This is a genomic window from Pandoraea nosoerga, from assembly GCF_902459585.1.
Taxonomy (GTDB): Bacteria; Pseudomonadota; Gammaproteobacteria; order Burkholderiales; family Burkholderiaceae; genus Pandoraea; species Pandoraea nosoerga.
The window spans coordinates 165,968-178,669 of record NZ_CABPSC010000002.1; the positions used below are offsets into that span (position 1 = coordinate 165,968).

The window sequence follows — 12,702 nt, forward strand, 5'->3', positions numbered from 1 at the left end:
CGCCAGACGTCAGGAGTGTCAAATGGCTCTGAATCATACGCGTAACACCCTCGGTGAGAAGATCCGTATCGAGTCGGTCAATCAACTCAATCGGGGGCTGGTCAACGGCATCGACGTTCAGCGTCAGGCCAAGCAGGCGCACTGGAACGTACACGGCCCGGGCTTCATCGAGCTGCACCTGCTGTTCGACGAGGTCTACAACGCCGCGGTCGAATGGGCGGATCTGTGTGCGGAGCGTCTCGTCGCCCTCGGTGGCGTGGCCGACGGTCGGGTGCAGAGCGTTGCGCAGAAGACCGAACTGCCGGTGTACAAGAACGAGTTCAAGCGCGGCATCGATCACGCCGCGGCGCTGGCCGAAGCCCTGGCCGCATACGGCGAAATCATTCGCGGCCTGATCGACGCGTCGGCGGAAATCGGCGACGCCACCACGTCGGACGTATTTACCGAGATCTCGCGCGGCGTGGACGATCACCTCTGGAAGGTGGAAGCGCACTTGCGCGGCGATTGATCCCGCGCAGTCGCCTCGTGCGCACGGCCCCGAGCCGTTTGCGCTGCCGCCGCCGCTCGAGGCGGCGGCCTGCCGCATTGCAATGCGCATGACAAGGAACGCGCGCACCCGGTCGCGCCGGTGCGCGCGTTCGCGCGTGCATTACCCGATCCCCCCGGAGCTCCCATGACCACCCGTAACCTGAGCCAGATGTTTCAGCCCAAGTCGGTCGCCGTGATCGGCGCGTCCAACCGCGAACGCCGCGTGGGGACGACCGTGCTGCACAACGTCATCGACGGCGGCTTTCGGGGCGAGATCTATCCGGTCAATCCGAAGTACGGCGCGCTCGCGGGCAGGAAGTGCTATCGCAACGTCGCCGACTTGCCGCAGGCGCCCGATCTGGCCGTGATCTGTACGCCACCCGCTACGGTGCCCGAGCTGATTCGCGAACTGGGCGCGCGTGGCACACGCGCGGCGCTGGTGCTGAGCTCGGGGCTGGCGCGCGAGCGCGATCGTCATGGCGTAACGCTGCAAGCGCGCATGCTCGAGGCCGCCAAGCCGCACGTGCTGCGCGTTCTCGGGCCAAACTGCATCGGACTGTTGAGTCCCGGCATCGGCTTGAACGCGAGCTTCGCACACATGGGGGCGCGCCCGGGAAAGCTCGCCTTCGTCTCGCAGTCGGGCGCGCTCACCACGGCCGTGCTCGATTGGGCCGACGCGCGCGACATCGGCTTTTCGCACTTCGTCTCGCTGGGCGACGGGGCCGACGTGGACTTCGGCGACATGCTCGACTATCTCGCGAGCGATCCGGGCACGGACGCGATTCTGATGTACATGGAATCGATTCGCGACGCACGCAAGTTCATGTCGGCCGCGCGCGCGGCTGCACGCAACAAGCCGGTTGTCGTGATCAAGTCGGGGCGCGCGCCCGAAGGCGCTCAGGCGGCGGCGTCGCACACCGGCGCACTGGCCGGGGCGGACGATGTCTACGATGCCGCGATCCGGCGCGCGGGCATGCTGCGCGTGGACACGACCGACGAGCTTTTCGCCGCGGTCGAGACGCTCGCGCGCCTGCGCCCCTTCCTTGGCGACAGACTTTCGATCATGACCAACGGCGGCGGCGCCGGCGTGATGGCGACCGACGCACTCGTACTCGCCGGTGGCAAGCTCGCGGCGCTGAGCGACGAGACGCGCGAGGCGCTCGACGCCGTCCTGCCGAAATCGCTCGGTCGCGTGAATCCGGTCGACATCGGCGGCGACGCCGATCTCGAGCGTTACACGAAGACGCTCGCCGCGCTGTGCGAAGACCCGGAGACGGCCGCGGTACTGTTCATACAGGCGCCGACGGCCGTGATGCCGAGCCTCGACGTCGCCCATGCCCTCGCCGCGTTGCCCCGAATGCCGAAGAACGTCTTCACATGCTGGCTTGGCGGCGAGACGGCGGAGCGCGCGCGCCGCGTCTGTCGCGAGGCGGGGCTGCCGACGTATGACACGCCGGAGAACGCCGCGCGGGCCTTCCTTGAAGCCGTGAACTATCGCCGCAACCAGGCGCTGCTCATGGAGACGCCGCCATCGATTCCGCCAGGCTTCGCGCCCGACATCGCGCGGGTGCGCGCAATCGTCGAGAGCGCGATGCGCGAGGGCCGCGAACTGCTCTCCGAGCCGGAAGCCAAGGGCGTGCTCGCCGCTTACGGCATTCCCGTCGTGGAGACGCTCGTGGCGCAGACGCCGGAGCAGGCCGGCGAGCTGGCGCAAGGCATCGGCTTTCCGGTGGCGCTCAAGCTGGTGTCGCCCGACATCTCGCACAAGTCGGACGTCGGCGGCGTGGTGCTCAATATCGAGACGGCGGAGCAGGCAAGGCAGGCCGCGTGTCAGATACGCAAGCGCGCGCTTGCCGCGAGGCCCGACGCCCGCGTGAGCGGCTACGCCGTGCAGCGCATGGTCAACGGGACGGAGGCGTTCGAGCTGATCGTGGGCGTGGCGACCGACAGCGTCTTCGGTCCGGTGCTGCTGTTCGGGCAGGGCGGCACCGCCGTCGAAGTCATTGCCGACCGCACCATCGGCCTGCCGCCGCTGAACCTGAATCTCGCGCGCGACATGGTGGCGCGCGCCCGCGTGTCGCGGCTGCTCGCGGGCTATCGCAATCGCCCGCCGGCCAACCACGAGGCCATCTATCTCACGCTCGTGAAGCTCTCGCAACTCGTATGCGACGTGCCCGAAATCGCGGAGCTGGACATCAACCCGCTGTTCGCGGATTCACACGGCGTGCTCGCGCTCGACGCACGCATCGTCGCGCGCAGGCCCGCGGTGCCGGGGCATGGACGGTTGGCGATTCGTCCGTATCCGCAGGAGCTCGAGAGCACCGTGGACGCCGGCGGCAAGCCGGTGCGCGTGCGCCCCATTCGTCCCGAGGACGAGCCCGCCTACAACGCGTTTTTCCACACACTCACGCCGCAGGACGTGCAGTTCCGCTACTTCGGGCTCATCAAGGAGCTGTCGCACTCGCAGATGGCGCGCGTCACGCAGATCGACTACGACCGCGCGATGACGTTCGTGGCGACCGAAAAGGACGAGAGCGGCAGCACGCGCCTGCTCGGCGTGGTGCAGGCGATGGCCGATCCTGACAACACCGTGGCCGAGTTCGCGGTCACCGTGAGTCCGGCGGCGCAGGGGCGGGGCCTGGGTCGTGCGCTGATGGAGCACATCATCGACTACTGCCGCAAGCGTGGTACTGGGGAACTCATCGGCTATGTCCTGTGCGCAAATACGCGTATGCTGACACTCGCCCGCCATCTTGGCTTCCGGGAGGCCGAGGAGATGGAGGCGGGCATCGTTCATATCCGGCTGCCGCTGCAACAGACGGCGCAGGCGCAGGAGACGCGTGAGGAGTGACGGCCGTGGGCCGCCACGTCGGCCGGATCCGGTGCCTGGGCGCGAACGCGCAGCGGGCGACCGCACCGACCAGGAAGACGAATGCTAGTGAATTGCGTGGCCTACGAGGATGGCCGCAAGATCGCGGATCTGCATCCCGACGAAATCTCGGACTATCTGGAGCGCCCGCAGTGCTTCGTGTGGGTGGCGCTCAAGGACCCCGGGCCGGGTGAACTGGCGCAGATGCAGCACGAATTCGGCCTGCATGACCTTGCCGTGGAAGACGCGCAGCACGGCCATCAACGCCCGAAGATCGAACAGTACGGCGACTCGCTTTTCGCCGTGCTTCACGTGCTCAACAAGGACGCCGACGGCGACTTCACGCTAGGCGAAGTCGCTATCTTTGCAGGGCACAATTACGTGCTCTCGGTGCGCTCGAACGCGACGCAGGGCCTGGGCGCGGTGAGGGCGCGCGCCGAGAAGGAGCCGCACCTGCTCAAGCAGGGCTCGATCTTCGTGCTCTACGCGCTCATGGACGCCATCGTCGACAGCTACTTCCCCGTGTTCGACGATCTCGAAGCGCAGCTCGAAGCGATCGAGGAGCAGATCTTCACGCCCAACGCGCCCACCAAGGGGCGCGCGATCATCGAAGACCTGTACCAACTCAAGCGCCGATTGATCACGCTCCAGCATGCCTGCGTGCCGCTCATGGAAGCCGTGAGCAAGCTGTTCGGCGCCATGGCCCCCAAGCTGTGCGGCGGCATGCAGGAGTATTTCCGCGACGTGTTCGACCATTTGCAGCGCATCACGAAGAACATCGATTTGCTGCGCGAAATGGTCACCACGGCACTCTCGGTCAATCTCGGCATGATTTCGCTGACGGAGAACGAAACGACCAAGCGGCTCGGCTCGTTCGCCGCGCTCTTTGCGGTGCCGACGATGATCGCAGGCATCTACGGCATGAACTTCGCCGACATTCCCGAGTTGAAGTTTGCGTATGGCTACCCGCTTTGCATTGCCGCGATGGTGCTCATCGACGTGCTGCTGTTCCTCAAATTCCGTAAGGCGGGGTGGTTGTAAGGCCGGGGCTTGTGGTGCGCGAGGGCGAGGTCTGCGGCGCGCCGCGAGGGCGCCAGCGTGTGACGCGCACATGTCGCCGACGCCCGTCCATCGCGCTTGTTGCCCCGTGGCAACGGGGCGCGGCCCCTCCTTTTTTCCGCAGTGACCGGCGTTGAACATTTGCACTAGAATTCGCCAACACCGCGCCAGACGGTTGCCAAGGGTAAGAATTACAACAAACGCCAGGCAAATAGGGGTCAGATATTGAACGCACCACTTTCGGGGATCCGCGTCATCGAGTTCTGTCGGGGCGCGGCGGGCGCCTACTGCGGCATGCTGCTCGCTGACATGGGCGCGGACGTCATCATGGTCGATGATCCCGTCGACGAGTTTTCCATCGACAGCCAGAGTCCATTGGGCGCCTCGACGCAGGTCGGCCTGCGGCGCAACAAGCGCTCCGTCGTGCTGGATCTGCTCACGCTCGAAGGACGAAGTCTCGCCCATACGCTGGTGCGCGGGGCGCATGTCGTCATCGAATGTCTGCCGCCGGGCATGCTCGCGCGTGCCGGACTTGGCTACGACGCACTGGCTGCCGTGCAGCCGCATCTCGTCTACGTCTGCATTTCCGCCTTTGGCCAGGATGGCCCGCGCTCGGTGACGCAGCCCGACGTGCCCGCACTGGAGGCGCTGCGCGGCATGCTCGGCACGGCCTCCGGCCGGCTCGAGCCACCGCGCGATTTGCCGGTCGCCGATCTGGCGGCCGGGCTCTACGCGGCGTTTTCGGCCTCGGCCGCGCTCGTCGCGGCGCAACAGCACGGGCGAGGCGTGCATATCGACGTACCCATGCTCGGCGCCACGTTGGCCATTGCCGCGTTGCGGGCCGGCGACGAGGGCGCTGAAGCGGCGCAGCGGGCCGGACTGGTGCCGGCACAGGCTCTCACGTCAACACTGGCACCAACACTCGCACCGACGCTCGCACCGACGCCCACACCGGCACATACATCGGCACATACATCGGCACGCGTGCCGGCCGGCAGTGCCGCGACGGCGGCTTCCCCGGGAATGGGTGAGGCGGCGGGGGGCAGCGCCGTTTCTCCGCTCGCGAAGGCGCTGGGAAATGACGAGGCGCGCTTCGGCGGTCCATCGGCGCCCTGGCCGACGTTTCGCGCCCGTGACGGCTACTTCGGCATGGACCTCGATGGCCCAGCGCATTGGCAGGCGATCTGTGCGCTCGTGCATCGCGTCGATCTGCTTGACGACTCCCGGTTCGCCAACGCGCGCGAACGGGCGCGCCATCAGGCGGCGCTGCGCGATGTGCTCGAAGCCGTGTTCGTGCTCGAAGACCGGAGCGTCTGGCTGGCACGGCTGCACGCGGTCGGCGTGCCATGCACGGCCATCAGCACCTACTCGCGGGTGTTGGCCGACCCGCAGGTCGCCCATATGGGCTGGGTACGCCCCATGGTCCTGCCGAGCGGGGAGATGACGCATACCATTGCGTCGCCGGTGCGGCTCAATGGCCAGAGCCCCGTGGCGCCTATCGATCCGCCGGCGCCCGGAGCGCATACGGGCGATATCCTGGCTGAACTCGGCGTCGCGGACATCGCCGCGCCATCGGCCGACTTCACCGGGCGCCGCTGACAGGCGCGCCGCCTCCTGATCGAGACAGCGGCGCCGTGGCGCCGCCAGTCCCGGCCGGCAAGCGCTGTGCGAGTTCGCGCCATCGCCGTGAACGGCTGGTATCTCCAGAATCTCCTCCCTTTCTTCTCTCGCTCCCCTTATTCCGCTTAGTCGCCTTAGTCGCCTTACTCCTCTTACTCGCCTTACTCGCCTTAGCCCCTCGTGTTCGGAAACATTACAAATTATTTGCCATCGTTATTAAAAATAGGAATAATTCGCATTTCCGAAGAGCGATTCCAGTTCAGTATTTGGCTGATTCGGCGGTGACCGGCCGTGGTAGCCGGCCGGGGGCGGCAGGTGACGGGCGACGCAGGCGCGACGTCGCGCGTCACCGGTTTGCCGGCGGGGGCCGGAGCCACGACAGCCTACGAACGACACGCGGATCGCCCGATGACAGCGATCTCCAAGGGGGAAATCCGAGATGCAAGCAGGACCGATGACGCTGCGCCGCTCGCAACTGAGCGCCGCATTGGTGGGCATTCTGAGCGCGCAGGGCGCGATGGCAGCCGACGCAGGAACCACGCCCGGCGCGGCCGAGGTGCAATTGCCCAGCCTCAATGTCACCGGCGAGCGGGACAGTTTCAAGGTCGATTACTCGTCGTCGCAGAAGTTCACGGCGCCGATCCTCGACACGCCGCGCGCCGTGACCGTCATCCCCGAGCCGCTCCTGCAAAGCACCGGATCGAGCACATTGACCGAGGCGCTGCGTACCGTGCCGGGCATCACGTTCGGGGCGGGCGAGGGCGGCAACCCGCTCGGCGACCGCCCGTTCCTGCGCGGCTATGACACGCAGGGCAGCCTGTTCGTCGACGGCATGCGTGACGTCGGCGCGACCACGCACGAGATGTTCAACACCGAAGCGGTGGAGGTCGTGAAGGGGGCGAGCGGCGCCTACGGCGGCCGTGGCGGCGCAGGCGGCAGCGTGAACATCGTGAGCAAGGAGGCCAAGCTCGGCACGTTCGCCGAAGGCACGGTGGGCCTGGGCAACGCGAAATACAAACGGCTGACGGCCGACGGCAACTGGCAGGTCGGCGACCACGCCGCATTCCGGCTGAACCTCATGGGGCATGACGCCGGCGTGGCCGGGCGCGACGCGATCTACGATTCGCGCTGGGGTATCGCGCCGTCCGTGGCATTCGGGCTGGGCACGCCCACGCGCGTGGTGGCGAGCTTCTATCACATGCAGTCGGACGGCCTGCCCGACTCGGGTATTCCGTACAACTACGCGCCCGGCCGCCGCACGGGGCCTGCCGCCGTCAACGCGAGCAACTTCTACGGGCTCGACGACCGCGACTTCCGCCGCACGTCATCGGACATCGGCACGATCAAGATCGAACACGACATTTCGCCGACGCTTACCGTGCGCAACATGACGCGTTACACCAAGTCGTCGCAAAGCTATATCTGGACGCAGCCCGACGACAGCCAGGGCAACGTGGCCAACGGCAAGGTGTGGCGCCGCGCGAACACGCGAGACAGCAACGTGTGGAGCATTGCCAACCAGACGGAGCTCTTCGGCGAGGCGCACACCGGACGCTTCAAGCACAGCTTCAACATCGGCGCCGAGTTCTCGCGAGAGTCGAGCCGCAAGGACGCCTACGCCGTGGCCGCCGGCAGCGGATCGGGCGCCGCGAACTCGTGTCTGCGAGGGATCGGCGCGGCGTCCGGCTACAACTGCACGAGCCTGTACGACCCGAACCCGTATGACCCGTGGACCGGCAGCATCCGGTTGAACGGCGATCCGGCCTTCCAGCGCACGGTGACGGCCGCGGTCTATGGCTTCGATACCATCGATCTGTCGAAGGAATGGCAGCTCAACCTCGGCGCGCGGGTCGATCGCTATTCCACCGATTTCACCGACACGCGCGCCAACGGCGGCAAGACGACCTCGCGCGACGACACGCTCTTCAACTGGCAGGCGGGCGTGACGTACAAGCCGCTGCCCAACGGCAGCATTTACGCGTCGTATGCGACCTCTTCGGTGCCGGCCGGCTCGCTGCTCGGCGAAGGCAGCGAAGGGCAAAGTCTGCTGCCGGGCCGCGGCGGCGTTGGCGCGAATGCGGCCGATCTCGCCCCCGAGAAGAACCGTTCATACGAGATCGGAACGAAGTGGAACGTGCTCGGCGAGCGTCTGTTGTTTACCGCCGCGTTGTTTTACATCGAGACGACCAATGCCCGCGTAACGATGGCCGACAACACGTATGCGATGGTCGGCGGCAAGAACGTGAAGGGCGTCGAACTCGGCTTCGCCGGCAAGCTCACCGACAAGTGGCAGGTGTTCGGTGGCTACACATACATGAAGAGCGAGCTCACCGACAACGGCACGGGCGCGGCAGCGTCGAACAACGGCAACCAGTTCCCGAACACGCCGCGCAACAGCTTCAGCCTGTGGACGACCTACGACATCGTTCCGGCGGTGACCGTGGGCGGCGGTGCGTTCTACACGTCGAGCGTGTTCGGCGACCCGGCCAACCTGCGTGAGATTCCCGCGTACTGGCGCTTCGACGCGATGGCCGCGTGGCGCATCAACAAGAAGATCACGGCTCAGCTCAACGTGCAGAACGTCTTCAATCGTCGCTACTTCGACCAGGCCTACCCGGCGCACTACGCGTCGATGGCGCCAGGACGCAGCGCAATCGTGTCGCTCACCGCCCGTTACTGATGCACGTTACGCCGTCGCAAATCGCGACGCTCACGCCTGCGCAGATTCGCGAGATTCTCGCGGGGCCGCCGGCAACGGCGCTCGCGTGGCTTGCCGCGGCCTCGCGGGCGGGGCACGTCGAGGCGCAAACGGTGTACGCGCAGTGGTTGCTCGAGGGGCGCGGGAGCGCGCCCGACGCCGCGGCCGCACTCGAGTGGTTCAAGCGCGCCGCGCACGCCGGTCACGGCATGGCAGCGAACATGGTCGGGCGGTGCTATGAGAACGGTTGGGGCGTGTCGGCCAGCGACGACGTGGCGCGCTACTGGTATCGCCAGTCCGCGCGCCGCGACGAGCCATGGGGCATGTACAACCTCGCGACGCTGCTCGCGCTCGGGCGCGGCGGCAAGATGGATCGCAAGACCGCCCTGGCGTGGCTGGAAAAGGCGGCGGGCGTTGGGCACGCCAAGTCGCAGAACCTGCTGGGGGGCTTCTTCGAAGACGGCTGGGAAGTGCCGCGCGACATGACGCGCGCGCTCGACTGGTATCGGCGTGCGGCCTTGGGCGGGGACTTTCGCGGCCAATTCAACGTGGCGCGCCTGCTGATCGGGCAGCGGCAGTTCGACGCGGCGCTGACATGGCTTGCCCAGGTGCCGACGACGGCCACCGCTGCGTTTCTCCAGAAGGCGGCCGATTTTCTGTCCGCAGTGCCGGACGAGCGAATCCGCGCGCTGGCCGCAACATGGGCCGGGGCGTGAACGGCGGCACGGTCGCGCCGTCGCCGCATCCGCCCAGGTATCCGACCCCACGGCCTGGCAGCGCTGCAACACGGCGCTGCAACACGGCGCTGCAAAAGGGCACTCCATAACGGCCCATAACGGCATTCCATAACGGCATTCCATAACGGCGCTCCATAGCGGCGCTCCATAGCGGCGCTCCATAGGCGTCGCGTGCCCGAATGCCGACTGGAACACAGCCCTCCCAAACGGCGAGCGGGGCCTCCACTGCTGACCGCACTCGCCGCACTCACCTCACTCGCCATAGGCACCATCAATACCCACCGAGACCCCCGTCAGGCGGGCATCTGCGCTGCTCTGCGTACCCGGGACTTTTCTGTTTGGGATGATTCCTATATAATTTGACGTCATAAGAATATGACTAATAGTGATTTGGGGATGGCGCCAGGTCACTTTTTTGTTGGATATCGTCCCATGTCCCCCGACCTCGCGAGTGTGTTCCCCGCCGCGGCCCTGCTGGGCGCGGGCGTTGGCCTCGTGCTCGGATTGACGGGCGCGGGCGGCGGCATCTTCGCGGTGCCCGCGCTGGTGTTCGGCCTTGGCTGGGGCGTGCCGCAGGCGGGGCCCGTGGCGCTGCTCGCCGTGGGGGCAAGTGCCGCGGTTGGCAGCGCGCAGGGCTTGCGCGCCGGCCTCGTGCGCTATCGGGCCGCCATGCTCATGGCCGGCATTGGGGTATGCGTTGCACCGCTCGGTACGTGGATGGCGCATCGGTTGCCCGAGCGATGGCTCGTCGGACTGTTCGCAATAGCCATGCTCATCGTGGCTGCACGGATGTACCGCGCCTCACGCGGTGCGCGCGCCCGTGCGTCAACGACAGGCCCGTCCGGCGCCGCAGCGGCGCCGCCGCCGTGCCGGCTCGACCCGGCCACGGGACGCCTGCACTGGACACGTCGCGTGGCCGGCACGCTTGGCACCATCGGCGCCGTCTCTGGATTCGCCTCGGGACTGCTCGGTGTGGGCGGCGGTTTCGTGATCGTTCCGGCACTGCGCCGGTTCTCCGACATCACGGTGCACGGCGTTGTGGCGACGTCGTTGTTCGTCATTGCGCTGATCTCCGCCGGAACGGTCGCCAACGCGTGGTGGCACGGCATGCATCCGGGGGAGCAGGGTTGGACGTTCGTCGTGGGCGCCGTTGCCGGCATGGTCCTCGGCCGGGCGCTCGCGCCGCGCCTCGCCGCCGCGAGGTTGCAGCAGGTCTTTTCCGCCCTCATGGCACTCGTTGCGCTCGGCATGTTCGTGAGAGCCTTCGGCGCTTGATGCCTTGCACGGCGACGCGCAACGTACCGGCCTCGCACGCGAGCGTGTGCGAATGCATGAATGACGCCCGAGGCCGGGCATGCGTTTTCAGGTCGATTTCATTCTCTCGAAAATCACAACGCCTTTCGAGTGAATTGCCGTTTCCAATGAAACGCGCATAGCGGCGCTATTTCCAAACGCAAGTCGGTATTGGCGGCGGTTCGCGCCGGAGGAAATGAATCTTTTCCTTGCGTATCTGTCCATCAGAACGCGCCTGAAGCAAGCAGCGGGCGGGAATTAAGCAATTCCTGCATTAAATCGCCGCGGCATGCGTGCACTGCGCGGTTCGAAAACAGTGATCTGCCTATTCTGAACTAGGATGTTTCCTATAACTGAGTTCGAATTGGCCGGATTTTGTAGATTTATCCTATATTCCTGCTGATCGTAAAACGTGACAGGTAACGTGAATCGCCACGCGTTGCGGGTCAGCATTTCATTGATGACCACGACACACGTTGACGCTTTCCCTTCCGGCTTCGGGCAATCCGCAAAAGCGGTGCGCGCGGTGGTGCGACACGCTCGCACGAGCCTGATCGGTGCCGTGGCGATGCTGTGGCTGGCGGGGTGCAGCGAGTACCAGCCGTCGGCGGCGGGTGGCACGGGGCAGGGCGCCGAGGCGCACAGCGCCGGTGCATCGTTGTCGGCGGCGCATTCTCCGACAGCGACGAAGGAAATCGATACCCGTTTGCGGCCCGTGGCGGCCGCGGTCGCGATGAGCGGGACACCACAAGTGGGCCGCGTCGTGAGCGGAACGTATCGATGGATGGCCGACTGGCCTGAGACCGATAGCGTGCATCTGTGGGAAGCGGCGTCTGGCCCGACACGCATTCGGGTCGTGGGACGCGCCCGCGAAATGATGCCCTCGGCCGGCTTGCGCGGCGCGCGGGTTCGCTACTGTGTCAAGCCGGTCATCGGACAAGGGGAGACGCGGCTCGCGGGGCACAAGACGTGCTCCGCGTGGACAACGGTCGGCGACGCGAGGTCGCCCGACGCCGCGGAATAACGCGAGGCCGGAAGCCGGCAGGACCGGTGCTCCGCAAGACATCGCGCAACGACGAGGCGGTCACTCGCCAGTGACCAACGAGTGTGTCGGCCCGACACGCATTCCTCTTTCAGGAGGCCATGACGCGTAGACGCGGCGGAGGATCGCGCGCGCCCACGGCTGACTTCTTTTAAAAGGATTTTGCACATGATGGTAAAAATTCTGATTGCCGATGATCATCCGATCATCGCCTCCACGCTGCGTGAAATGCTCTCCCCGGATCCCGGCTTCCACGTGTTGCCGCCGGTGTCGAACTCCACCGAATTGTTCAAGGCGCTCGAGACGAATTCCGTCGACGTGCTCATCACCGATTACTGCATGCCGGGAGGCACCTTCGGCGACGGGCTCGTGATGATCAACCGCGTGCGCCGCAAGTATCCGGACGTCAAGATCATCGTCTTCACGTCGATCGAACAGCCGGCCATCATCCACGCGCTCGACAACTGCGGCGTGCTCGGCGTGATGACCAAGTCCGACGATCTGCGCGAAATCACGGTCTGCGTGGAGCGCTGCCGTCGCGGCATGAGCTATCGCGGCGGTCGCGCCGAACAGATCCTCGAGGAGCAGATGCGACGCAAGCCGACGGCGCGCCGCCCGCTTTCGCCCAAGGAAATGGAAGTGCTGCGCATGTATCTGGATGGCCAGAACGTGTCGCAGATCGCGGCGGCGCTCAAGCGCTCGGCCAAGACGATCAATAACCAGAAGCGCATGGCCATGTGCAAGCTGGGTTGCCGCACCGATATGGAACTGTTCAAGCTGCACGTCTCGAGTCCCGTCCAGTTCGATCGCGAAGGCGAAGCCGAAACGGCAACCGCGGCCTGAGCCCGCCACCACG

9 protein-coding genes are annotated in these 12,702 nt (G+C 66.2%); all 9 read left to right on the top strand.

Going from position 1 to position 12,702, the window contains the following annotated elements; translation table 11 throughout:
• The first annotated feature begins 22 nt into the window (after positions 1-22).
• The 9 genes from dps to PNO31109_RS03770 all read left to right on the top strand — a co-directional run bounded on the left by dps (position 23) and on the right by PNO31109_RS03770 (position 12,689).
• On the top strand, positions 23-508 hold the full coding sequence (gene dps / locus PNO31109_RS03730) for a DNA starvation/stationary phase protection protein Dps (protein WP_150554306.1): 486 nt from the start codon (positions 23-25) through the stop codon (positions 506-508).
• 165 nt (positions 509-673) lie between these two features.
• Entirely contained in the window at positions 674-3,379 is a 2,706-nt protein-coding gene (locus tag PNO31109_RS03735) for a bifunctional acetate--CoA ligase family protein/GNAT family N-acetyltransferase (RefSeq protein WP_150554307.1), read from the top strand.
• A gap of 81 nt (positions 3,380-3,460) precedes the next feature.
• Complete coding sequence (gene corA / locus PNO31109_RS03740) at positions 3,461-4,438, top strand: magnesium/cobalt transporter CorA (RefSeq protein ID WP_150554308.1); 978 nt, start codon at positions 3,461-3,463, stop codon at positions 4,436-4,438.
• 243 nt (positions 4,439-4,681) lie between these two features.
• Positions 4,682-6,055, top strand: a complete 1,374-nt coding sequence (locus PNO31109_RS03745; RefSeq protein WP_150554309.1) for a CaiB/BaiF CoA transferase family protein — start codon at positions 4,682-4,684, stop codon at positions 6,053-6,055.
• Positions 6,056-6,515: 460 nt separating this feature from the next.
• A complete protein-coding gene (locus PNO31109_RS03750) occupies positions 6,516-8,756 on the top strand; it encodes a TonB-dependent receptor (RefSeq protein ID WP_150554310.1) in 2,241 nt (746 codons plus the stop codon).
• Positions 8,756-9,490 (top strand): tetratricopeptide repeat protein, encoded by a 735-nt coding sequence (locus PNO31109_RS03755; protein WP_150554311.1) that lies wholly within the window; start codon positions 8,756-8,758, stop codon positions 9,488-9,490. The genes PNO31109_RS03750 and PNO31109_RS03755 overlap by 1 nt, the downstream gene beginning before the upstream one ends.
• A gap of 453 nt (positions 9,491-9,943) precedes the next feature.
• Positions 9,944-10,786, top strand: coding sequence for a sulfite exporter TauE/SafE family protein (locus tag PNO31109_RS03760; RefSeq protein ID WP_150554312.1), 843 nt, complete (start codon positions 9,944-9,946; stop codon positions 10,784-10,786).
• A 478-nt stretch (positions 10,787-11,264) separates the two neighbouring features.
• Positions 11,265-11,828: a hypothetical protein gene (locus PNO31109_RS03765; protein WP_150554313.1), complete on the top strand. Its 564-nt coding sequence runs from the start codon at positions 11,265-11,267 to the stop codon at positions 11,826-11,828.
• A 186-nt stretch (positions 11,829-12,014) separates the two neighbouring features.
• Positions 12,015-12,689, top strand: a complete 675-nt coding sequence (locus tag PNO31109_RS03770) for a response regulator (protein WP_150554314.1) — start codon at positions 12,015-12,017, stop codon at positions 12,687-12,689.
• Positions 12,690-12,702 lie beyond the last annotated feature (13 nt).

What these genes read in the sequence shown, in the direction of transcription:
- PNO31109_RS03760 (WP_150554312.1), top strand. Translation starts at nt 9,944, where the DNA reads ATGTCCCCCGACCTCGCGAGTGTGTTCCCCGCCGCGGCCCTGCTGGGC.
- PNO31109_RS03735 (WP_150554307.1), top strand. Translation starts at nt 674, where the DNA reads ATGACCACCCGTAACCTGAGCCAGATGTTTCAGCCCAAGTCGGTCGCC.
- PNO31109_RS03765 (WP_150554313.1), top strand. Translation starts at nt 11,265, where the DNA reads ATGACCACGACACACGTTGACGCTTTCCCTTCCGGCTTCGGGCAATCC.
- corA (WP_150554308.1), top strand. Translation starts at nt 3,461, where the DNA reads ATGCTAGTGAATTGCGTGGCCTACGAGGATGGCCGCAAGATCGCGGAT.
- dps (WP_150554306.1), top strand. Translation starts at nt 23, where the DNA reads ATGGCTCTGAATCATACGCGTAACACCCTCGGTGAGAAGATCCGTATC.
- PNO31109_RS03755 (WP_150554311.1), top strand. Translation starts at nt 8,756, where the DNA reads ATGCACGTTACGCCGTCGCAAATCGCGACGCTCACGCCTGCGCAGATT.
- PNO31109_RS03770 (WP_150554314.1), top strand. Translation starts at nt 12,015, where the DNA reads ATGATGGTAAAAATTCTGATTGCCGATGATCATCCGATCATCGCCTCC.
- PNO31109_RS03750 (WP_150554310.1), top strand. Translation starts at nt 6,516, where the DNA reads ATGCAAGCAGGACCGATGACGCTGCGCCGCTCGCAACTGAGCGCCGCA.